General features: G+C 41.9%; 22 protein-coding genes. 20 read left to right on the top strand and 2 right to left on the bottom strand.

Annotated features, from left to right (window positions below; genetic code table 11):
* Positions 1 to 78: 78 nt before the first annotated feature.
* Complete coding sequence (locus KZA12_RS06995; protein ID WP_218689725.1) at positions 79 to 909, top strand: ribonuclease HII; 831 nt, start codon at positions 79 to 81, stop codon at positions 907 to 909.
* Between the two features lie 231 nt (positions 910 to 1,140).
* Positions 1,141 to 2,394, top strand: coding sequence for a CAP domain-containing protein (locus KZA12_RS06990; protein WP_218689724.1), 1,254 nt, complete (start codon positions 1,141 to 1,143; stop codon positions 2,392 to 2,394).
* Positions 2,395 to 2,551: 157 nt separating this feature from the next.
* On the opposite strand, the gene KZA12_RS06985 is transcribed toward KZA12_RS06990, so the two are convergent.
* A complete protein-coding gene (locus KZA12_RS06985) occupies positions 2,552 to 3,202 on the bottom strand; it encodes a DUF924 family protein (RefSeq protein ID WP_218689723.1) in 651 nt (216 codons plus the stop codon).
* Between the two features lie 86 nt (positions 3,203 to 3,288).
* Here KZA12_RS06985 and KZA12_RS06980 point away from each other — a divergent pair, with 86 nt between their 5' ends.
* The 9 genes from KZA12_RS06980 to KZA12_RS06940 all read left to right on the top strand — a co-directional run bounded on the left by KZA12_RS06980 (position 3,289) and on the right by KZA12_RS06940 (position 12,468).
* Positions 3,289 to 4,548, top strand: a complete 1,260-nt coding sequence (locus KZA12_RS06980; protein ID WP_218689722.1) for a carboxynorspermidine decarboxylase — start codon at positions 3,289 to 3,291, stop codon at positions 4,546 to 4,548.
* A gap of 248 nt (positions 4,549 to 4,796) precedes the next feature.
* Positions 4,797 to 6,080 (top strand): saccharopine dehydrogenase family protein, encoded by a 1,284-nt coding sequence (locus KZA12_RS06975; protein WP_256932865.1) that lies wholly within the window; start codon positions 4,797 to 4,799, stop codon positions 6,078 to 6,080.
* A 417-nt stretch (positions 6,081 to 6,497) separates the two neighbouring features.
* Positions 6,498 to 7,367: a hypothetical protein gene (locus KZA12_RS06970; protein WP_218689720.1), complete on the top strand. Its 870-nt coding sequence runs from the start codon at positions 6,498 to 6,500 to the stop codon at positions 7,365 to 7,367.
* Between the two features lie 352 nt (positions 7,368 to 7,719).
* Positions 7,720 to 9,084: a BCCT family transporter gene (locus KZA12_RS06965; protein ID WP_373416594.1), complete on the top strand. Its 1,365-nt coding sequence runs from the start codon at positions 7,720 to 7,722 to the stop codon at positions 9,082 to 9,084.
* A gap of 297 nt (positions 9,085 to 9,381) precedes the next feature.
* The gene (locus KZA12_RS06960) at positions 9,382 to 10,008 is read left to right on the top strand and encodes a hypothetical protein (RefSeq protein WP_218689719.1); all 627 of its coding nucleotides are present in this window, start codon (positions 9,382 to 9,384) and stop codon (positions 10,006 to 10,008) included.
* A 156-nt stretch (positions 10,009 to 10,164) separates the two neighbouring features.
* The gene (locus tag KZA12_RS06955) at positions 10,165 to 10,758 is read left to right on the top strand and encodes an HD family hydrolase (protein ID WP_256932864.1); all 594 of its coding nucleotides are present in this window, start codon (positions 10,165 to 10,167) and stop codon (positions 10,756 to 10,758) included.
* A 95-nt stretch (positions 10,759 to 10,853) separates the two neighbouring features.
* A complete protein-coding gene (locus KZA12_RS06950) occupies positions 10,854 to 11,183 on the top strand; it encodes a DHCW motif cupin fold protein (protein ID WP_218689718.1) in 330 nt (109 codons plus the stop codon).
* 112 nt (positions 11,184 to 11,295) lie between these two features.
* A complete protein-coding gene (locus KZA12_RS06945) occupies positions 11,296 to 12,123 on the top strand; it encodes a PhzF family phenazine biosynthesis protein (RefSeq protein WP_218689717.1) in 828 nt (275 codons plus the stop codon).
* A 12-nt stretch (positions 12,124 to 12,135) separates the two neighbouring features.
* Positions 12,136 to 12,468 carry a YnfA family protein gene (locus tag KZA12_RS06940; RefSeq protein WP_218689716.1) on the top strand — a complete coding sequence of 111 codons (333 nt, stop codon included), beginning with the start codon at positions 12,136 to 12,138 and terminating at the stop codon, positions 12,466 to 12,468.
* Between the two features lie 124 nt (positions 12,469 to 12,592).
* Here the strand turns inward: KZA12_RS06940 and KZA12_RS14865 are convergent, their stop codons facing one another.
* Positions 12,593 to 12,715 (bottom strand): hypothetical protein, encoded by a 123-nt coding sequence (locus KZA12_RS14865; protein ID WP_256932863.1) that lies wholly within the window; start codon positions 12,713 to 12,715, stop codon positions 12,593 to 12,595.
* 373 nt (positions 12,716 to 13,088) lie between these two features.
* On the opposite strand from KZA12_RS14865, the gene KZA12_RS06935 reads away from it, so the two are divergent.
* The 9 genes from KZA12_RS06935 (at position 13,089) to lptA (ending at position 21,950) form a co-directional block, all read left to right on the top strand.
* Entirely contained in the window at positions 13,089 to 13,700 is a 612-nt protein-coding gene (locus KZA12_RS06935; protein WP_216580303.1) for a 6-carboxytetrahydropterin synthase, read from the top strand.
* A complete protein-coding gene (gene tsaE / locus KZA12_RS06930; protein ID WP_201622080.1) occupies positions 13,693 to 14,220 on the top strand; it encodes a tRNA (adenosine(37)-N6)-threonylcarbamoyltransferase complex ATPase subunit type 1 TsaE in 528 nt (175 codons plus the stop codon). The genes KZA12_RS06935 and tsaE overlap by 8 nt, the downstream gene beginning before the upstream one ends.
* 29 nt (positions 14,221 to 14,249) lie before the next feature.
* Positions 14,250 to 16,055, top strand: a complete 1,806-nt coding sequence (mutL, locus tag KZA12_RS06925; RefSeq protein WP_218689715.1) for a DNA mismatch repair endonuclease MutL — start codon at positions 14,250 to 14,252, stop codon at positions 16,053 to 16,055.
* Positions 16,056 to 16,181: 126 nt separating this feature from the next.
* Complete coding sequence (miaA, locus tag KZA12_RS06920; protein ID WP_373416597.1) at positions 16,182 to 17,261, top strand: tRNA (adenosine(37)-N6)-dimethylallyltransferase MiaA; 1,080 nt, start codon at positions 16,182 to 16,184, stop codon at positions 17,259 to 17,261.
* 794 nt (positions 17,262 to 18,055) lie between these two features.
* On the top strand, positions 18,056 to 18,628 hold the full coding sequence (gene hfq / locus KZA12_RS06915; protein WP_218689713.1) for an RNA chaperone Hfq: 573 nt from the start codon (positions 18,056 to 18,058) through the stop codon (positions 18,626 to 18,628).
* A gap of 205 nt (positions 18,629 to 18,833) precedes the next feature.
* A complete protein-coding gene (locus KZA12_RS06910) occupies positions 18,834 to 19,826 on the top strand; it encodes an SIS domain-containing protein (RefSeq protein ID WP_218689712.1) in 993 nt (330 codons plus the stop codon).
* A gap of 110 nt (positions 19,827 to 19,936) precedes the next feature.
* Positions 19,937 to 20,482 (top strand): HAD family hydrolase, encoded by a 546-nt coding sequence (locus KZA12_RS06905; RefSeq protein WP_201622075.1) that lies wholly within the window; start codon positions 19,937 to 19,939, stop codon positions 20,480 to 20,482.
* 205 nt (positions 20,483 to 20,687) lie between these two features.
* Positions 20,688 to 21,272, top strand: a complete 585-nt coding sequence (gene lptC, locus KZA12_RS06900; protein ID WP_218689711.1) for an LPS export ABC transporter periplasmic protein LptC — start codon at positions 20,688 to 20,690, stop codon at positions 21,270 to 21,272.
* Between the two features lie 150 nt (positions 21,273 to 21,422).
* Positions 21,423 to 21,950: a lipopolysaccharide transport periplasmic protein LptA gene (lptA, locus tag KZA12_RS06895; protein ID WP_201622073.1), complete on the top strand. Its 528-nt coding sequence runs from the start codon at positions 21,423 to 21,425 to the stop codon at positions 21,948 to 21,950.
* Positions 21,951 to 21,968 lie beyond the last annotated feature (18 nt).

The raw sequence follows: 21,968 nt of genomic DNA, 5'->3' as shown, positions 1-21,968 counted from the left end.
AGCCAATAATAAATAGCCAAAGTCACAAACCAGCGTAAAAGCTATTAATACTGCTGTCTAAACAAGTATATAAAACCTATGAAAATTACTATTAGATCTATTGATATAAAAGGTCAGTACATTAATTTAGCGGCCCCTATTGAGCTGACAGGTGAGCTAAAAGTTGCTGAATTATTAGCTGAGCGGCACAGCCATTCCTTGCAAGATCTATCATCAGTACCGTTACAGATAGGAGTCGATGAGGCAGGTCGGGGGCCGTTGCTAGGTAGTGTCAACGTAGCGGCTGCCATTTTGCCAAGTAAATGGTCAGGTTTGATTGAGGATCAGCCCTTATTGACGACCCCTTTAGCTATCCTAACTGACTCCAAGCAGCTCAGTGAAAAGAAGCGCGATATCCTCTATCCTTTAGTCCAGCAGTATGCATTAGGCTATGTTATTGCTGATATCCCAGCAGCGGTGATCGATCAGCTCAATATCCTACAGGCAACGATGCTTGGCATGCGTTTATGTACTGAGCAGCTACTAATAGCGATATATCAGCAGCTAACCATCGATTTTGCTAGCCTTTGTAGTCATATGCCGACCCAAATACTATACGATGGTAACCGCTGCCCAGAATTGGACTACCCAACACTCGCCAAGGTAGGTATTGAACAGGCGACTATTGACTGTCAAGCATGGGTCAAAGGTGATGCTCGTCATACTAGTATTGCTGCCGCTAGTATTTTAGCAAAAGTCAGCCGTGATCATAGAATGTATCAATTGGATGCTCAATATCCTGACTATAGCATCGGCAAGCACAAAGGCTACCCCACTGCAGCGCATATGCAAGCTATTGTAGATTATGGGGTGCTACCTGAGCATAGACGTAGTTTCGCACCAGTGAAACGGGCACTTTTAGAAAAATAGCCTAAGCGTTGTTCATTATAAATGATAAATTATTTTGAATTTTGAATTTTGAATTATCTTATATAGTGATCCCGCCTCAATAAGCACTACTTGCAGGTCTTATATTCTATTTATTGGTAGCTAGAATTTTTTATAGTAATAACTAGTTGCCGTTAATAAATTAGCGCTAATAAGTTGGCATAATTATTGCTGAACTTTAGTCAGCTAATTTATTACTTTATAGGATAGAAAATGACCCTCAATACCTCTGTAAAAAGCTCAGTCCCTATCATTTTTTCAATTATGGTTCTAAGTGCTTGTGGTGATGGAGGCGATGCAGATAATACCGCAACAGTCAATAATGCCCCTACATCCATAGAGCTAGAGACAGAATCAGAATCAGCAAACTCTGCTACAACCGCCTCAAATCCAATCGTTTCTAAGTCTAAGGCTAGCAATGAACAGGGAACAGAGGATGAGGAAGTAAATAACGCTGACGCTAGAGCTGATGATAATGCACTAGCAGCTGTAAAGGTAGATAATGAAATTAGCCTTGCCCGGTCTAGCTGTGGTCTCAGTGAGGTATCTGCTGATCTAGAACTTGCAAAAGTCGCTATTCAACATGCCAATTACATTAATTATGTGTTTGCTAATAGTACCCCAACCAGTTTTAATCCGCATGTGGAAAACAAGATCAGTGATATTGCTGATGTCACAGGTAACAGCAACCCGTTTTTTAGCGCTGATAGTTTTACTAAGCGCCTGGCTAAGGCAAATTATGCCAATACCAGTAATGGGGTGGCCGAAAACATTGCTTCGACTTTATACTTTAACTCATTAGGTAACTTAGTGGCGCCGGATATTGCCGCAACGGCAATGACTAAGTCCTTGCTTGCTGCGCCTTATCATTTACGCGCATTGATGCTACCGAATTCAAATTTGATCGGTACAGGTATCAGTGCTTATAAGCCATTTAATAGGGAGGCAAGTAAGTATCAAGGCTATGTGCTGGTTACCCATGCCGCAGCGACGCCAGCAGCCAAAAATAATAGCGTTAAAGGTATCTTTACTTATCCTTGTCAAGATGTCAGCGCTACAGTGACCGCACTATATAATGAATCACCAAGTCCAGTTAAAGGCACGGGTCGTGATTTGCGAACAGATCCTATAGGACAACCTATCTATATCAACATGCCATCAGCTCAGACGATCAAAGTTAGTAACGTTAAGTTCTATGATGTGCAGCGCAAAACAAAGGTAGAAGTTGCTTTGCTTGATTTTTATCAAGACCCGTATAAAGGCACTAATTATCAGCTAGCAGCCAACGAAGCGTTTATTTTACCGCTTACTGATAATCTAAAAAGCTGTGAGCAGGGTAGTAATAAAGGCGGCAACTGTGGCCTGTATGGTAATAGTAACTATCAAGTGAGCTTTGATGTATTAGTCGATAATAAGACCTTAATAACTAAAGACTTTACCTTTAGTACTGGCGAGGTAAGTTATTAGGGCCTATTGAACCTTGATAAGTAAACCCTGCTGCTTTGCTCTATTTTTTATTAAGACATTTGGGAACTGGCAAACGATAGTAATAGCCGCATTGACGTTAACCATTAAATCAATGCTAGCGTTAGTGCTGATGGCTCACATTAGCATTGAGATAAAGTTAAAACGACGAATTAGGTTGTTGTAAAAATTTCCTTTCTTCGATAGTAGATGGTCTATTCAAAGCTTCATTACGATGCGGATAGCGTCCAAATCGTTGGATAATCTCTTGATGCCGATGCTCAAAACTCAAAGTGTTGGCATTATTGAGCTCCTCAAACAAGGGGAGATAGCGTTGATGAATAACTAAGGATTCAGAATGCATAAAAGGCATGATCATAAACTGTCGCCATTGCCAAGGGAGCTTATTAAAATGAAATTGGCGAATAGCTTCTTGGGCTAACACTAAAGCCATAGCGTCTTGCGCAAAAGCCGCTGCCTGATTGCGGCACAAGTTACGTGAGAATTGATCTAAGACAATAATCTCAGCCAAACGTCCAGCCAGTTCAGCATTGGAGTTGTTCAAATACCGGTGTTCTTCGACATAGCGCCAAGGAGCACATTCACCTTGTTTTGCCTGTTGCCAGAGCTTGCCAAATTTATCAGCAAGCAGCTTGTCAAAGCTGCTGTCCTGTATAAACCAGTACTGTTTATTATCCTCATCGAACCAAAATTCTAATACTTCACGAGCATTAACATCGAGCTGAGGCAAATTAAGCTGGGTAAAATCAGGTGGATTTGAAGAGCGCGAATAATCGGTTGATAGTGACATAAGCTATTCTATTTAGTATAGGTTTAGTCTACTATAGCGAAAAATATCACTAACTACTATTATCGTATGCTATTAGGTGAATAAACATGACTACTCCACTTGCTCATCAATCCATATCCGTGCCAACCCCTTATTATTTACTCGACGAAGCGGCCATTGTTGCCAATATGCAAATTATTGCTCGACTATGTGAGTTGTCGGGTGCTAAGGCACTATTGGCACTAAAATGCTTTGCCACTTGGGGGGTGTTTGAAGTCATGCAACCTTATTTACACGGCACAACGTCATCTTCATTGAACGAATTGCGCTTGGGCTATGAGACTTTTGGCCATAACTCTCAACACAATAATGTTAATAGCACTGAAACCCTTAAAAGTGCTGATAAAAAAGAGATGCATGCTTATAGCGTGGCTTATAGTGCCGATGAAATCCCTGAAGTTCTACAATATGCTGATAAGATTATATTTAATTCTATCTCGCAATTAACTGCTTTTAAAGAGCAAGCGGCTGCTAAAAACATACCGGTAGGGCTGCGCTTAAACCCTAGAACCAGTAATTCCTCGTTTATTATCGCTGACCCAGCTCGTCCGTTTAGTCGCCTTGGGGAGCATGATAAAGACAGTATCGTCGCGGTACTGAAAGATATCACTGGAGTGATGATTCATAATAACTGTGAAAATGACAGTTATCAGGCTTTTAGTGATAGTTTGGCTGATATCGAAGCTAAGTTCGGTGATGTTTTTCAACAGTTAGAATGGGTAAGTTTAGGAGGCGGAATTCACTTTATCGCTCCTGATTATCCCCTTGAGCAATTGGCTCAACGTCTAAAAGGCTTTAGTGAAAAATACGGCTTACAAGTCTATTTAGAGCCGGGTGAAGCCAGTATTCATGGCGCTGGAACTTTGGTCACTACGGTATTAGATACTATGTATAACCAAAAAAACTTAGCGATAGTAGACTCCTCTATTGAAGCGCATATGCTCGATTTGCTGATTTACCGTGAGTCAGCACCAATAGCGGCTATTAATAATCAGCCAATTAATATCGCAGCTCTCGATATTGATCCTACTGATAACGCTCAGACAAAGGGGCAAGCAGCAGCTGACAACACTATCATTTATGGTCGCTCTTGTTTAGCAGGAGATATTTTTGGTGAGTATCAGCTGCCAGCTGTTTTGCAGATAGGCGATCAGTTAGCCTTTGCTAATGCTGCTGGTTATACTATGGTAAAAAAGAACTGGTTTAATGGGGTCAATATGCCAGCTATTGTGATACGTCGTCTTGATGGTACTATTGATGTGCAGCGTGAGTTTGATTATCAGGAATATAAAGCAAGTTTGTCTTAATCATTGATGCTAAGACGTTCGCATGCCAGTTAGGGTTGATGGGGCTATTTTAATTTAGCTATTAATTATTGCCGAAAGGGTAGTAAAAATTGTTATAATCGGCTCGGGCAAAAACAGTGGTTTTTGTTCATCGGGTGCGTGGGTTTTCCTCGGTCTTCCTTTTTAATTCACGCATATCATTCACTAGTTTCTGTTCCGATTGGTCAATAACAATGACGACGGCAGGGACACAAAGGAGGATTGTTGCCTTGAACACAACTCAACATAACAAAAACACTAAGCAAGCCAAAAAAGATGTTCTTATCATCGGTGCTGGCGGCGTCGCTCAAGTAGTCGCTCATAAATGTGCGATGCATAACGATGTGCTCGGTGCGATTCATATCGCATCACGTACTTTAGATAAGTGTACTGCTATCGCCCAAAGCGTACAGGATAAAAACAGCTTTAAGCAGCCTGCAACTTTGCACACCCATCAAATCGATGCGCTCGATACACAAGCATTAATGACCCTGATAAAAGATATTAATATCCAAATCGTCATCAATGTCGGCTCACCATTTTTGAATATGAGCGTATTAGAAGCTTGTATTGAGACTGGCGTGGCTTATATCGATACCGCTATTCACGAAGACCCTCGTAAGATCTGCGAGACGCCGCCTTGGTACAATAACTATGAGTGGCAGCGTAAGCAGCGTTGTGCGGATAATAATATCACTGCCATCTTAGGCGCAGGTTTTGATCCTGGTATGGTCAATGCTTATGCTCGTCTTGGCTATGACATGATGGATGTAGGGTCAGTAACTGATATTGATATTATCGATATTAACGCTGGCAGCCACGGTAAATACTTCGCTACCAACTTCGATCCTGAAATCAATTTCCGTGAGTTCACTGGTACGGTTTATTCATGGCAGGACAGTAAGTGGCAGTCGAATAAGATGTTCGAAGTCAAGCGTACCGATGATCTACCGGTAGTTGGCATGCAGAACAGTTACCTCAGCGGCCATGACGAGATCCATTCGTTATCGGCTAATTTAGATGTGCCAAACATTCGCTTTTGGATGGGCTTTGGTGAGCATTACATCAATGTTTTCACCGTGCTACAAAGCCTAGGCTTATTATCTGAGCAGCCAGTGACTACCGCTGAAGGCTTAGAAGTTATTCCGTTAAAAGTCGTCAAAGCGGTGCTACCAGACCCAAGCTCATTAGCTGCCAACTATACGGGTAAGACTTGTATTGGTGATAAAGTTAAAGGCAAAAAAGACGGCGTCGATAGCGAAGTATTTATCTATAATATCTCTGATCATAAAGAAGCGTTTGAGGCTATGGGTAGTCAAGGCATCTCTTATACCGCTGGCGTGCCACCAGTCGCTGCGGCTATGTTGGTTGCTACTGGCGAGTGGGATGCAGGCAAGATGGTCAACGTCGAAGAGCTCGATGCTAAGCCATTTATTAATTTGCTAAATAAAATTGGCTTGCCAACGCGTATTCAAGATGCTGATGGCGATAGAGCACTAGAGTTCGATATCTAGAGCATTTTGCTGAATTTCTATCGATAAGCAAATAACAGCATCCTATTAAGTTTCGGCTTGATAGGATGCTTTTTTATGACAGGCATTATCCCAAAAATTCCAATAGCTCGATAATAATTGTAAATTCAATCAAGCGTTTCACAAAAAGCTAATGTGTCTGCAAATAACTATATCGATAAATAATTAGCCATTAACAAATAACCATGTACCACTAAATAACCATGCATCAATAAATAGAGGTAAAGCCTCTACTTTTATAACAGAGCTCTGCGCTATAAGCCATTCGCTATTTTTAATGGTGCCCCTTTGCCAATGAATAAGGCATTCTATCCTTGTGGTGATCTGACTAGTGGTTGATGCCCTTAGTCCTTATCATCAGTGCCTGACAATCAACAGCCTATTTGGAACTCCCTATCTATGACAAAATCTGATAATAAAGCTGCGGATAACCAGGAAGTTAATCTGGACAGTATTAGAGACTGGCTGATACGCACTACACAGATTTTTGCCAAATTTGCAATTATCTTGATAGCTTTGGCTTTAGCCTTGTTGTTAGCCAATGCGCTTAATCGGCCACTCTATATCAGCTATTTAATCGTTGGTATGATCGCCGCAGTACTGTTTATCATGCTAATCATGATTGCTATCGAAAACATCGTTTATCAATACCTAAAAAACAGCGTTTGTGGTCAAATTATTATCTATTTATTAGTGGCGTTGATGAGCGTATCGTCCTATTTGTGGGCAACAGGCGAGATTAACAGGATATTCCAAGTCAATCCTAGTAATTTAGCCTTGACCTCAACGCTACTGACCGCTATCGAGTTTTTTAAATACAGTATTATCACTTTATTAAGCGGTTACTTTATCGCTATAGGCTTGTACTTTTTATATCGAGATTCTGACAACCAAGCGCCTAACAGCGCAGATAACAGTGCTGTTAGTAATGGCAATGCTGCTAGTCATAATGTTAGTAATGGCAATATTGATGCTACAAGCGCTACTAATCAATCGACTAAAAAACTAACTAGCAAATTATTATCAGGTGTACTCTTTGCCCTTACTGTGATGCTGTGTTTGTTAGCCGTAGGCCGAATATCTAAGTATAGCGACGTTATGATTCAAGCCTTTGCGGTAAACATTGATTTCTACAGCTATCATACTTGCACAGGTAAGGATTTTGAAAATATCGAAGGGGTTTTATTTTTATCGGCGAGCGATATGTTAGTAGCGAAAAAGACAGGGGCTATGAGTTGGCAATTTAACAAAGTCAAATGTGAGCCCTGATGGCTGTAGCCAGTTTTTCTCAAAATAAACGCTTAATAAAAAGTACCTCTACTGCTCTAAACTCTAGCTATTACTTAACTTATCAGCATTATCTTAAAGCCTTATCCATAGCGGTGCGCTGATGAGCGGCTCATCCTTGCCAATAATGTTCGTGCGCTAGACTATGACACTATGCGCTCATCATTTTCTCCCAAAATATCCTACCCTCTAAAACTGCACTCACTTATGCCCTATAAGTAAAGTGTAAGGAATGTACAGACATGAGCAACGAAGTAAACCACGATAACTCTTCCAAAGATGACCTAGCAAGCTAGCATCCATTAAACGAGCCATAGTTATCGGGGCGGTAGTCTTGACTATCTTGGCGACTACTTCAGGCTTAGATCGTGGTATTCGCTGGATATCTGAGCTGAATCTATGGAGCGCAGTGGCGATGATGGCTTTTATTCTCATCGCCGGCCAAACCGCTTTCTTATTGAATGCGCTGGTTGAAAACTTAGGTCAATTCTTTGTCACTTTGCCTGCGCGGATGTTTAAAACCTTTGCTTACGTGCCTGGTAGTAGCGAATGGATGGGCAGTTGGACTTTATTCTTTTGGGCGTTTTGGTTGGCTTGGGGGCCGTTCGTTGGCGTGTTTTTGGCCCGTATTTCCCGTGGCCGTACTTTACGTGAGTTCGTCATCGCTGCTATTACTGTGCCAGTATTATGTGATTTTATTATTGTGTCCTTCTTCGGCAATTCAGCCCTTTATGAAGTATTACAAGGTAATACTGCCTTTGCCGAACTGGCTATTCAAAGCCCTGAGCGTGGCTGGTATGCCTTGCTTGAGATGTTCCCCGGCGCGAAGTTCTTAGTTATGTTAGCGACCTTTTCAGGATTGCTGTTTTATATTACTAGCGCCAACTCAGGGGCAATGGTGATGTCGAATTTCTCCGCCTCTATTCCAGACCCAAGCGAGGATGGTCCGAAATGGCTGCGTATCTTTTGGGCAGTACTGACGGCGGTTTTGACTATCTCAATGCTGTTAGCTGGTGGTGTTATTACTATGGAGTATGCGACGCTTATCTTTGCGCTGCCGGTGACTATCATCGTTTACCTAGTGATGTTCTCCTTTTATAAAGCGCTAAAAATAGAGCAAGCCGAGAGCGAGGGTAAGGTGTTACGCCGTCCTTCGATTGCACCTAGTGGTGGTCATATACCAGAGCGCTCATGGACGCAGCGTTTGGGGCAGATGCTGACTTATCCATCCAAACGTGAGTCGATCAAGTTCTTGGAGCGTACTGTATGCCCAGCGCTCGACGATGTCGCCAATGAGTTCCGCCGTCAAGGCTATGATGTGGAGCGTATCAATGCCGATCATGATAAGAATGCGGCAAGCGCAACGGCTTTTATTGGTAATACTAATATTATCGCCGCCTCGGGGCCGTTACTACGGTTATCGACGGCTGCTATGAACGACTTTTATTATCAAGTGTCTATGGTTAAGACTCCAGCGCCTACTTTTAGTGGCAAAATGGCCGCTGATAGCGATGTGTATTATCGACTTGAGGTCACTACTCAAACAGGTTCGGGTGGCTACGATTTGACCGGATTAAATAAGCAGCAAGTCATCGATGATGTGCTTGAGCAATACCAAGCTTATCTGAATTTTTTGACTGCGCCTGTGCAGAGCGATGAAGCATTGACGACGGCTACGCCTATAGTGGGTAAGGAGTAATAGGGGTAACTAGATAATGAGTAGGATAGCCGCTACTGTCGGGGCTAGCAGTGACCTCGCGCATTTATTGATATCTATCGTGGTTGTATTCTTATAGAAAACTAAGCGAGCTATTGGTTAAAGTATATCATTTATGATTTTTACTCACCTCAAGGTTTCTATGCTCATATTTAGCTCACTAAGTATCTCAAATATATGGTATTTGTTTAATAATTAGTACAATATGCAATATCAAACTAAAGTTAGTAGTTTGTAAATACTTAGCGATTAATTGAGATTATTATTTTAAGGAAACATATGAAAAATGTATTGATTGGTATAGCTGCAGTAGGAGTAATGAGTGCAGCCTTGTCTGGTTGTCAAACTATGCAAAAATCCGTAAATCTTATAACAGATAATATGTATGTTGCTCAGTTACCTGAGAGCTCATCAACTAAGCTTCAGATAGTTACCGATTGGGGTGGTGAGTTTAGTGTTACACCAAACTCTAAAGAATACCGTAGCTCGAAAAAATCAGGTGCAGGCGGAGTGTTAGCAATGAATGGATCTTTAAATCCTAAAGGATTAGCAAAACTATCAATTCTCCCTTATACCGATAAAGAGAAATTATTTATCTATGAAAATAATTTAAATATGCCTAAGCCTACAGTCGAAGAAAAACGTCTTTATAGTCTGACTGCTAGCACTTCTCCGAATTTTACAGTGACAGAAAGGTACATTGCTCCCAATCAGCCCTTTGCCATTAGATTTAGAGGTAGAGACAGTTTTAGTACTTGTAGTGTAGAGGGCACATTTAACCCTGAAGCGAACAGCAACTATCGTTTAACAGGTGTGTTCGGTCGAAAGTGTGTCGTTATCATTGAGAAGTTTGTCACTAATAGCCGCGGTGAAACTGTTCTTCAAAACGTCAAATTTGATAAGTGATCTCACTACTATTGTAGAAGGTTAATAAGAAAAAATAGTTAATAGGCTGTGCATCATGTTCAGCCTTCCTTCCTACACAAATCACTCAAATCAATCAAATACAGTAGCATGCCATAATAGATAACTACAACAGGCTAATAAATTAAGGAGCTTACTTTGCCAAACGATTTAACCGCAATCACCGAATACTTACTTGAGCTGGATGCACTAAAGCTTATTAATCGCCGTACTTATATTGATGGTGGATTGCGTGTTGAAAACTCAGCTGAGCACTCATGGCATTTAGCGATGGCTTGCTGGTCGATATCTAGAAGCTTTAAGCTTGAGGTATCAGAAGAAAAGCTCCTAAAGCTGGCACTCATCCATGATTTAGGTGAGATTGATGCGGGTGATACGTTTCTCTACGACACTAATAGAAGCACAGCTCATAATGCTGAACGAGAAGGGGTTAAACGTCTTCAGAGCCATCTAGGCAATGGGGTTGGTGATCTTTGTGAGTTATGGGAGGAGCAAGAGACTGGCGATAGCTTAGAGACTAAACTGCTAAAAGTGGTCGATAGGTTATTGCCTTTTTTACATAATATCAATAGTGAAGGCAAGACTTGGCGTGAGCAAGGGGTGAAGAAATCGCAAGTACTACAAGCTCATGGCTTTATAGCTGAGGATTTTCCTGAGATTCACTGTTGGATGCTTGCTAATATTAATTCAGCGGTGCAAGCAGGTTGGCTGCTTGATGATGGATTGGTTTAATACAGACAGTAGCTATTGGTTAAAGGTAATGGATGTCTACAACCTTCCCAGCTTACTAGCAAATTCATTAAATAATTAAATCAGGAGATAATGTCATGGATATGAAAAACATACCTTTTGCTACTACCGATTGGACCCAAGTACCCGCTGTCGAAGTCAAAGGTGAAACAGGGGTAGGCTACTGGAAAACTCTGGATTTTGACACTATTAATGTACATATGGTTGAGTATTCAGCCGGTTATCTTGCCGATCACTGGTGTGATAAAGGCCATATATTGTTGTGTATCGAAGGCGAGCTAAACACGGAATTAAAAGATGGTCGTAGCTTTACTTTAACTACCGGCATGACTTATCAAGTGGCAGATAATACTATAGCGCATCGTTCTTCAACTAAAGATGGCGCTAAGCTATTTATTGTTGATTGATAACTATTGGAAGCTTTAAGAGTCTGCTGCTGGATAGACAGGATTAGTTAAGATAAGCGAGGTTTACTAAGCCGAAAAAAAGTACTGTATAAAAATAAGGGAAATCATCAATATGCAACTCGAAATCAACGTCATTGACGCCTTCACTGATAGTGTTTTTAAAGGTAATTCTGCGGCAGTGATTATTACTGACAATTGGCTGAGCGCTGAGCTAATGCAGTCTATAGCTATGGAGAATAACTTAGCTGAAACCGCCTTTTTAGTAGCGAGTCATTCAGAATATTTAAGCTCTGAAGACACGGCTGCCTACGATATCCGCTGGTTCTCACCCCTGACTGAGGTTGATTTTTGTGGTCATGCTACCTTGGCATCAGCTTTTGTATTGTTTAGTAAATATCCTAGTTTGAGCAGCATAAGTCTGTCAGCCAAAGCGGTTGGAGTATTGACTATCGTCCAGACAGCAACTGGCAAAATACAAATGGATTTTCCAAATACTAAACCTGAAAGGATTAAAGATATTCCTGAGAGCTTATTAGCGGGTCTATCGATCGCTCCTGTTGAAGTCTATCGTAACTTGCAAGCCTATTTTGTTATTTACAACGCTGAGTCTGATGTACTGTCTGTAGTTCTTGATAATCAGTCCTTAAAGCAGCTTGCACCATTAAATTTGGTTGTGACTTGTCTGGCGGACTGCAAGATTTTTGATAAATACGATTTTATCTCTAGATATTTTGTGTTAGCTACGGCTAGTGAAGACCCAGTGACCGGATCAATTCATACGGGGTTAACCCCACTTTGGGCAGAGCGCTTAGGTAAAAATGAGCTGATGGCTTATCAAGCCTCAAGTCGAGGTGGGGTTTTGGACTGTGTAGTAGTAGGGGATAGAGTACTTATCTCTGGTAATGCGGTGCAATATATGACTGGTATCATTAGCGTTTAAAAGGAAGATGTAGTGCCTGAGTTAAAAACCCTTAGTCTTTTCTTTTTGACCGCACTAGCAGAAATTGTTGGCTGCTACTTACCTTATCTTTGGCTGCGCGAGGGTAAAAGCATTTGGCTGCTTATTCCTGGCATGCTGAGTTTGATGGCTTTTGTGTGGTTGCTGACTCTGCATCCAACGGCTGTTGGCAGAGTTTATGCCGCTTACGGTGGGGTATATATTGCTACAGCTATTATGTGGTTATGGGCGGTTAATGGTATTCGACCATCGATGTGGGATATCGTTGGATCTGCTGTTGCTCTATTAGGCATGGCTATCATTATGTTTGCACCCCGCAGCTCTTAGCTAATAGTGCTTAGCTATAAGTTAGTAAAGCTAACGGCTCACTGATAAGTGCTTTTAATGAAAACCAGTAATTACAGCTGAGTTGGGCTAAAGCAGCTAAGCTAGCGCTTTAGCACAGCTTGGATTAATGTTTGCCCAGAATGCTACCGCTATCTTCTTTCTTGGCTTGCTTAGCCGCTTTTTTCTCTTTTGCAGTCAGTAACGGCTTCTTTTTGACATTCTTTTTACTGTCTTGTGTTTTACTCATGATTTAGTCCTATTGGATAAAGTTGAACGCTCAAGCTATCGAAATGGCTTGCCGCCAAGTAGCGAGGGTTTAAGCTTAGTTAAGCTAGTGATAACTAGGTATTATTAACTATTACAGTGTAGCCTTAAGGGTAACGATTAGATAGTTATATCTTTATCAACGGATACGGCTTTTATTAATATTTTTATTGCTAGGCCAATCATCAAGTTATCCTAAACTGACGATAGTGTAAGTAAGCGCTTACTTACGGATACCTAGCGATTTGCTATAATAGGCGTGGTAAGCCGGCTATTAGTTTCGGTGCTCACTAATGTATTGGTGGTTATTTGCACTAACCGCTAATACTTTTCACTATTTTGGTTAATTAATTATTATGCGTATTCGTAAACTGTTTAAATTTGAAAATGCTCACATCGTCCGTAATTGTAGCTCAGAGCGTTGTAAACATTCTATTCATGGTCACAGCTATCAGATTGAGTTGATCCTGGAGGCGCAGCGTCTAGATCATGGACAAATGGTTTATGACTTTGGCCTACTAAAGTCGTCAATCAAAGATATTATCGACAGCTTTGACCACGCTATTTGCTTTTGGAGTAAAGATGATCCTGAGTATATTGAAGCTTGTAAGAAGTTCAGCGCCCGCTGGATAAGTCTACCCGTATCCCCTTCTGCTGAGCAATTCTCCCGAGTGATATTCTTTTGGGCGCAGCAAATATTACAACAAACCCAAATGCAAAACGGCGAAGCTGATGTCAGTGTCTATTCGGTCATTGCTCATGAAACGGCGACTGGCTATGCGCAGTGTTTCGCTGCTGATGTGGCTAACGATCAGATGGGTAAATTAGTATTGAGTGACTTTGAGTTTAGCGAGCAAGTCAGTAGTGAGTGGCATGATCCACAGCTATATGCCAAGCTCATTAGCGGGGAGCGCTTCATTAACCCACAAGTCACTATGCAAGTACAGCTGGATGAGTCTGATGTCTAATCCTAAGTTTACAGAGAATAAAAACTCAATATCGGTAACGCTGCATTCAGAAGCCGATACTAAAGAGTTAGCGGCGCAATTGGCTAAGTTACCGTTAGTAGGCAGCGTTTGGCTGGCTGGTGATTTAGGAGCTGGTAAAACCACTCTAACTCGTTATTGGCTACAAGCTCTAGGTCATCAAGGGCCAGTAAAAAGCCCCACTTACACTTTAGTTGAGCCTTATCATATCAGCCAAAGTGATGGAGCTATTAAGCCGGTTTATCATGCCGATCTATACCGTTTACAAGATCCAGAGGAGCTGTCTTTTATTGGCTTTGATGAGTATCTGGATGAGCCAAATGCGCTAGTCATTATTGAGTGGGCAAGTCGTGCGGACAGTTATTTGCCAGCGCCAAGCTTGTTTATAGATATAGTACAAGGTGGCGCTACGCAGGACAGTAAAGAAGCACGTCAAGTCGAGCTACGCTTATCAAAAATAGGGCAGACGCAAGGGCTGGATTTATCGCTGTTAAAGATCTAGCTATTAGGTCACTACGCTATTGGATAAATATGTTAGATAATCCGTTAAATATCACTATCTCAAGTACACGCATCAAAAAGCTATCACCGCTGTTGATTAATCAACTATCCGCTGGTGAAGTAGTCACTCGTCCGGCAGCAGTAGTCAAAGAGCTGCTAGAGAATGCCATTGATGCGAAGGCCACTCATATTGAGGTGCGTATCACTCAAGGTGGTATGGGTATGATCGAAGTCGTGGACAACGGCGTTGGCATCCATCCTGATGATATGGTGATGGCGATCACCCGTCATGCCACTAGCAAAGTCGCTGATATTGCTAATCTGCAAGGTATTAGTACCCTAGGGTTTCGTGGCGAGGCATTGGCGGCAACAGCTGCAGTTTCGCGCTTAACCTTGATTAGTAGTCACGATGACAGCGGAGTAGGTCGCCAGCTGCAAGTTACAGGAGTATTAGCGCAAGCGCCTAAGCTATTACCGGTAGTGCACAATCGCGGTACCACCATCACAGTTAAAGATCTATACTTTAACGTGCCAGCGCGGCGTGGCAATCTTAAGTCTATTGCGACTGAGTTTGCCCATATCGAGACTATCGTCCGTGAGGTGGCTTTAGCTTATGCTGATGTTACGCTCAATCTATTTCATGACCACAAAAAACGCTTGTCGCTATCGGCTAGTACCAGTAATAGTACCAGTATAAGCCCGAGTCCAGTCTCTAGCTTAAGCTCTATCAGCAGTACTCATAGCCGTCTGCCTCTAGCTAGACTTGAGCAGGCGCTTGGCATAGCCCTGACTGATGATGCGCTGCAAGTTAATGTTGATTTAACCGCCCTCGTTCAACAGACTTCAGCATCTACGCAGCAGCAGTCAGCAAGTATTAATGGTTGGTTATGGCCCATTAGCGAGAGTGACGCTCTTAATAACTCCTTGCCAAAGCTGTTGTATATCAATGGTCGTTTAGTCAAAGAGCAGCTGATTAGTAATCAGTTACGTCAGCTTGCGCAAAGCGCTCAGTTTAATCATATTGGTTATGCACTGTACTTTGAGCTGCCCCTGCATTGGCTCAACCTTAATGTTCATCCTACTAAACAGCGTATTAAGATTAGCTCTTTGAATAACATCATGGCGCATCTGAGTCATGCTATAAGCCTAAAACTCAAAGGCATTCGCTCTAGTAGCAGTGGTTCTCTTGCCATTAAGAAACTAGATACTAAGCAATCGGCAACTCAGTCGCAGTCTTTAACTGGCCATTTAACAATTTCCGCAGATCGAGATCCTGTTAAATACCCTGCAAAAGGTAATGGTTCGATAGGGCCGTTATGGTTCCAACAATCATCAGCACAGCTTGTGCAAGAGCCGACAGCGTATTATCAGCACTCGCAAGCACCACTGTCATCAGCAGCGACGGTAACTACTGATTTATCTACTACTAATTCACCTATTACTACCGCAGCTACTACAAGCAAGCCTGTGGATTTACCGCAATGTTTAGACGTTATCGATAACGTTGAGCAACAACGGGTCCTAAATGAAAATAATAGCCTAAGTAAACAACCTTGGCTATTATTTTATACCAAAGGTAAACTAACCTTGGTTAGTCAACGGCAATGGCAAGCTAGTTTAGCTCTATTGTTCAGCTCACATTCATCTGCAAGCTATCCTGTACTAGCGGACGCTGCTAGTGTTAATCAGCAACTAGCTTATTATATTGAGCAAATGTCGCAGGCAGACGCGCTAGCCTTTAAAGTCGATATTGAGCAGATAGTTACTTTGCAAGCGCTAAAATCTATAGAGCGCTCGCAATTAATAGCATTGATGCTATCATCTCCTTCCTGTTAATCGATTTTTATGACCTGCAAAGGCAAGCTTATGCACCCTTTATCTGCCAATTCATCCCACACCAGTTTTGGTACAGCTGCTAATACCGCCTTGACGGCGTTGCCTAATAACAGCGTAGTTTGTTTGATGGCGCCGACGGCGAGTGGTAAGACAGCGTTGGCGTATGAGCTCTATGACAGTGGGCGCTATGAACTGATTTCAGTGGACTCAGCACTAGTATATCGAGATATGAATATCGGTACCGCTAAGCCTACAGTGACTGAGCTAAAGCGCTATCCGCATCACTTAGTGGATATCATTGATCCCACCCAAAGTTATAGCGTGGCTGAATTTGTCAGCGACGTCGCTGGACTCATCGATACCTGTCATCAAGCTGGCAAGATACCGTTATTGGTTGGCGGCACTATGATGTATTACATGGCGCTACTCGAAGGATTGTCTCCCGTACCTGATAGCGATGACAAAGTACGTCAGCAAGTTGAGCAATGGCGACAGGAGGCGGGGATTGAGGCGTTGTATGCCTACTTAGGCGAGGTAGATGCTGTGACGCACGCCCGTTTAAAGCCTAGCGATACTCAACGTATTACTCGGGCGCTTGAAGTTTATCAACAGACTAATATACCGATCAGTGAATGGCAACAACAGCCTAAGCAAGCGTTAGCAGACAATCCCAAGCAACAGTGGCAAGTACTAGCAGTGATGCCTGATCGTCCGTGGTTGCATCAGCGCATCGGTCAACGCCTCGATATCATGTGGAATGACGGACTAGTCGCTGAAGTGATTGCCTTGCTTGAGCGCTATCCGTTAACCCCAAGCATGCCTGCTATGCGTTGTGTTGGCTATCGGCAAGTGCTCGAGTATTTGGTACGTATCGACCACCCAGTATTGTCTCAAGCACATTTGGACCGAAATCAGTTTTATCAGGCCTTTGAGCAAAACGATGCCAATCAGCTATTAATAACAGCGGATTTATTGCCTACAGCTGAGAACGATACCGAGGCCTTAGAGGCTACGATTGAGGCAGTTGCTTGTCAAGAAATGCAAAATAAGGCATTATATGCCACAAGACAACTAGCAAAGCGCCAGTACACTTGGCTACGTAAATTGACTCAGTTACAGTCCACTACTAGCGAGAGTGAGCTGAGAATAAATATACAAGTTTTTAGTAACATGGCACAGGCTGCCGCTAGCTTGCATAAGGCGTGAGAGCAAGGCTGGTTAATACATTGGCGCTGATACGGCATGCTTTAATTCGTGATAGTAAGCGGACAAGAAGTTGCAAATAAGAGCCTTAACAGCTGTTATAATTATCAGCGTTTAAAGACTCAACTAGCAGTATTTTGTTATCTGCTTATAATATGAGCTAATAAATACTATCGACTGCTAGATGGCAATAGCAGCTGGAAACAAGTGGTTACTTAATACCCTTACAATAGTATTATATTAACGATAGAGTAGCCTAGCTTAAGCTCTATTAAGCATTGAAAAATAACAGCTTACAAATAGGGGCTTAAAAATAGCCAGTGTTACTATTTTAGCAAAACTATATTTTTAGCAAAGCTATAGTGCAGAAAAAGTGCAAGTGAATTGACGCTCTGTTTAGTATGGATAGCTGAATTAGCTACACAATTCTCAAAAATAGAGGCAGTTAGTTTTAGTAGCTCCTATTTATAGTAGCTCGTAACCATAGTCACTGCTATTATTTAAGGTTCAACAGGATATAAAAAAGTACTTGCTTATTTAGATACGATTTACCTATAAAAAATATTTTGTTAGATACGTATAACCATTATAATTACTAGTGCAGGGCTATAAAATATTCAAGATAATTGATATTTAATAACTATTTAATAACTATTTAATATTAATATCGATTATTGTTATTTAGTAATCATCCTCTAAATATGATATCAGAAGCATTGTTCAGCTTTGGTACTTAATGATTAGCATTCGAAACTGAGTATTCACAATATAATTATATAATAATTAGGAGAGATTTCATGTCAAAAGGACAAACTTTACAAGATCCGTTCTTGAACTCACTGCGCAAAGACCGCATTCCTGTTTCTATTTTTTTGGTTAATGGTATTAAGTTACAAGGTCAAATCGAGTCGTTTGATCAATATGTAGTGTTATTGAAGAATACGGTGAGTCAGATGGTGTATAAGCATGCCATTTCTACAGTAGTGCCAGCACGCAATCCACGTACTAGTACTTCTACCACCACGACTACTGGTAGTGTGCCACCATCAAGTACAACTAGCAGCTATCAAGGTAGTAATCCTAGTAGTGGTTTTGAACGTGGCAGTAGTCCTAGCACTCCTGCAAGTAATAGCGGTAATGGCTTTGAAGAGCGTGGCTTTGGCTCTAATCGTAGTGGTTTTAATCGCGGTGGCTTTAATCAAGGACAAGATCGCGGTTTTGAGCGCGGTGGTTTTGGGCAAGAGCGTGGTTTTGAGCGTGGCGGTTTCGGACAAGAGCGCGGTTTTGAAAGTCCTGCAGATGATTCAGGATTTGAAAACAAGCCTGATGACAGCTTGGATAATAATTCTCCAGGCTCAGACAATAGTTAGTAGCTTTCAAAACTGCATAGCGGTTAACCTAATAATTGTACGCATTGAACCTACTATTGTAATAGTAGGTTTTTTTGTTCTTTGCTTAGAGCATGTTGAGCATTCACAGTATCTAAATATAGTTACTCTAATATCCGTAGCTATTTATATTAGCGTGATTATAGTAAAATACACTATCGATCACTAATAAATCTTGAGTTAATTTATGAGCTATCCGAATCGATCTTTAAGCCACGACCAATATATTACTACCGCCATTGAAGCTATCAATACTGAGCGTGCAGCGCTAACCATTTTGACTGAGCAGATAGATGATCGTTTTGCTCAAGCTTGTGATGTTATTTTAGACTGCACTGGCCGAGTAGTAGTCACTGGTATGGGTAAATCAGGATTGATCGGTCGCAAAATAGCGGCAACCTTTGCTTCTACAGGTACTCCAGCATTTTTTATGCATCCTGGCGAAGCGGGTCATGGTGATTTAGGCATGCTAGTCAAAGGGGATGTGCTTTTAGCCATTTCTAATTCTGGTGAGTCTGATGAGATAAGAACTTTATTACCGGTGGTCAAACATTTAGGTATTCCGCTGATTAGCATTAGTCGAGATCAGCGCGGGATGTTACCTAGTGCGGCTGATATTGTGCTCACTTTAGGTCATTCACAAGAAGCCTGTCCGCTCAATTTGGCGCCGACTTCGAGTACTACGGCGACTTTGGCATTGGGTGACGCTTTGGCAGTAGCCTTAGTTCATGCGCGTGGTTTTACCTCAGAGGATTTTGCCTTATCGCATCCAGCAGGAGCGCTAGGTCGTCAGCTATTGACTCGAGTTGAAGACTTGATGCATCCTAGCTCTGAGAACTTACCTTTAGTTAATCAGCGTGCGTTACTACAAGAGGCATTATTCACTATGAGTAATTGTCGTTTGGGCATGACAGTAGTGACAGATGATGATAATAAGGTCGTCGGAGTGTTTACTGATGGTGATCTACGCCGTGGACTGGAAAGAGGGATTACTCTAAATACCCCAGTGAGTACAGTGATGACTACTCAGCCACGCCAAGTCAATAAAACTATGCGTGCCTCTGATGCTTTGAGCTTGATGAATGAGAATGCTATTAGTCAGCTGTTGGTGATGGATGAGCAGAATCATTTAGAGGCGATCATTACTGTCCATGATTTGCTGCAAGCGGGCGTCAAGTAGTGATGTAGTGCCTAGACAGGCATTTATGCGGGCAGCCATTAACATGATAATAACCGCTACTATTAATAGCTTATTTTGCTAACTATAATTACAATTATAAGAGACGAATTATGCAGGATTTAATCAAAAAAGCTGGTCAGGTAAAGCTGTTGGTACTAGACGTCGATGGTATACTGTCTAACGGCCAGATAATTTATGATGCTAATGGTGTCGAGACTAAAGCGTTTTCAGTACAAGATGGTGTTGGCATTAAGTCGCTCGCACGCTACGGTATTTTGACAGCGATTATCACTGGACGTAATAGCCCAATGGTTAATAAACGGGCTACTGAAATAGGCATTGATTATGTGGTGCAGGGCCGTGATGATAAGCTTATTGCGCTCACTGAGTTATTAGCAAGCTTAGATCAACAGCTTAATATCAGTGCAGCCGACTGTGCTTATATGGGTGATGATTTGCCAGATATAAAAGCGATGCAAACCGTTGGTTTTGCAGCGACAGTACCTAATGCGCACTCTGAGGTGATCAATCGTAGCGATATGGTAACCACCCGCGCTGGTGGTTACGGCGCAGTACGTGAAGTCTGTGATCTAATATTAAAAGGTCACGGTCACTACCAAGACTTTATCGGTCAGTTTAGCTTAGATGATCGCTAACCATGGGTAGATAACCGCGAAAATGCTACTGGCTATTAATAAGGGGCGTGGTAGATACTACAAGGTTATTTGTAATGGTTATGAGTACTAACTATTGGCACTTATTATCAGTACTAGTATTAGTACTAGCAGTCGCTTAATAAGATATATTTTTAACTTGAATGGGCTACAGTATCACCCAAGCCTACATACAGGATAAGCCGTTTTGAATACTCGTGTGTTAATCGTTTTAGCTTTGATCATCGCCGGTATCGCTGGTTGGTTCTTCCAACAGCAAGGCAAGATTTCACCGCCGATGAATATAGAAGCCTCAGAAGTTGACTATGAAGCTACGGATATAAAGGCGGTGCAGACTAATGATCAAGGGGAAACAGAGTATGAGCTGAAGGCTACTTCACTCACTCATAACCCCAAAACCAATGAAGATGTGATGTCTGGAATTACCATGAACTGGAAGCCATCAGATAAGCAGCGCTATATTATCCAATCGGGTACCGCGACTATCAGTCAAGAATCTGGTGATTTGCATTTATATAATGGTTTTAGCTTAGTTAGCGAAGATAAGACTGCTACTACTAAGATCGAACCGATCAAAGTGACAGGACAAGCGCTAAAAGGCAATACTAAATCAAGACAAGTCTATAGCGAGCAACCGGTGAAAGTAGAGCAAGGACTCAATCGTTTTGAAGCCTCTAGTATGACCGCTAATTTAGAGACAGGTGAATACGAATTTGGACAAGTAGCGGTGACATTCACTCCAGCTAAACGTCAAGACAAATCGCTATTTTGATACACAATGTCTTTAAAGTAAGTAGTCGTTCTTTTACTAAAAGCTCAGCCTAAAAACAGCTACTAGCATCACCTTAGCAGACCCCATTACTAATTACAGAATCCATTATAGAACCAATTACAGAACCAATTACATAAAGAGTAACCATTTATGAAATCAACAATGTTGTCTGCTACACGCCCGCTGTCAATAGTCATGCTATTAACACTACCTTTGTATAGCCATGCCTTGCCTTCAGATGCAAATCAGCCCATTAAGCTATTAGCAGACAAAGCGACTTATAGTGAGCGTACAGGGGTTACTAGCTATTCTGGTACAGTGGTTATTACTCAAGGTACCTTTAAGATGACGGCAGATAATATCACTGTCAACTTATCGCAAGGGCGCAGCATCAACTCAGCAGTAGCCACAGGGCGTCCAGCGACTATGCAGCAAGTCGTCACTCAAGAAAAGGGGTTGGCTAAAGGCCAAGCTAATAACATCGACTACAATGCGCTCAATGGCATTGTTACTTTGACAGGCAATGCTAAGCTAGTACAAAACGGCGCTAGTTTTGCAGGTAACGTCATTCGTTATAGTCTCAAGGCTGGCGATGTAGAAGCAACGGCTGGTGGCAATCAACGTGTTGAGTTGGTATTCCCACCTAACGCTAATAGTAGTCAGAGCAGCTTACGTTAACTTGAAACTTGATTTTTG

This window comes from Psychrobacter sp. BF1 (genome assembly GCF_019279065.1).
GTDB lineage: Bacteria > Pseudomonadota > Gammaproteobacteria > Pseudomonadales > Moraxellaceae > Psychrobacter > Psychrobacter urativorans.
The sequence above is the reverse complement of the archived record's forward strand: the minus strand, read 5'-3'. Positions and strand labels throughout refer to the sequence as shown.

Coding starts and splice junctions, on each gene's coding strand:
- KZA12_RS06995 (WP_218689725.1), top strand. CDS start 79: ATGAAAATTACTATTAGATCTATTGATATAAAAGGTCAGTACATTAAT.
- KZA12_RS06980 (WP_218689722.1), top strand. CDS start 3,289: ATGACTACTCCACTTGCTCATCAATCCATATCCGTGCCAACCCCTTAT.
- KZA12_RS06910 (WP_218689712.1), top strand. CDS start 18,834: ATGAGCTATCCGAATCGATCTTTAAGCCACGACCAATATATTACTACC.
- tsaE (WP_201622080.1), top strand. CDS start 13,693: ATGTCTAATCCTAAGTTTACAGAGAATAAAAACTCAATATCGGTAACG.
- KZA12_RS06990 (WP_218689724.1), top strand. CDS start 1,141: ATGACCCTCAATACCTCTGTAAAAAGCTCAGTCCCTATCATTTTTTCA.
- KZA12_RS06970 (WP_218689720.1), top strand. CDS start 6,498: ATGACAAAATCTGATAATAAAGCTGCGGATAACCAGGAAGTTAATCTG.
- miaA (WP_373416597.1), top strand. CDS start 16,182: ATGGCGCCGACGGCGAGTGGTAAGACAGCGTTGGCGTATGAGCTCTAT.
- KZA12_RS06985 (WP_218689723.1), bottom strand. CDS start 3,202: ATGTCACTATCAACCGATTATTCGCGCTCTTCAAATCCACCTGATTTT.
- KZA12_RS06935 (WP_216580303.1), top strand. CDS start 13,089: ATGCGTATTCGTAAACTGTTTAAATTTGAAAATGCTCACATCGTCCGT.
- mutL (WP_218689715.1), top strand. CDS start 14,250: ATGTTAGATAATCCGTTAAATATCACTATCTCAAGTACACGCATCAAA.
- KZA12_RS06945 (WP_218689717.1), top strand. CDS start 11,296: ATGCAACTCGAAATCAACGTCATTGACGCCTTCACTGATAGTGTTTTT.
- KZA12_RS06950 (WP_218689718.1), top strand. CDS start 10,854: ATGGATATGAAAAACATACCTTTTGCTACTACCGATTGGACCCAAGTA.
- KZA12_RS06905 (WP_201622075.1), top strand. CDS start 19,937: ATGCAGGATTTAATCAAAAAAGCTGGTCAGGTAAAGCTGTTGGTACTA.
- hfq (WP_218689713.1), top strand. CDS start 18,056: ATGTCAAAAGGACAAACTTTACAAGATCCGTTCTTGAACTCACTGCGC.
- KZA12_RS06960 (WP_218689719.1), top strand. CDS start 9,382: ATGAAAAATGTATTGATTGGTATAGCTGCAGTAGGAGTAATGAGTGCA.
- lptA (WP_201622073.1), top strand. CDS start 21,423: ATGAAATCAACAATGTTGTCTGCTACACGCCCGCTGTCAATAGTCATG.
- KZA12_RS14865 (WP_256932863.1), bottom strand. CDS start 12,715: ATGAGTAAAACACAAGACAGTAAAAAGAATGTCAAAAAGAAGCCGTTA.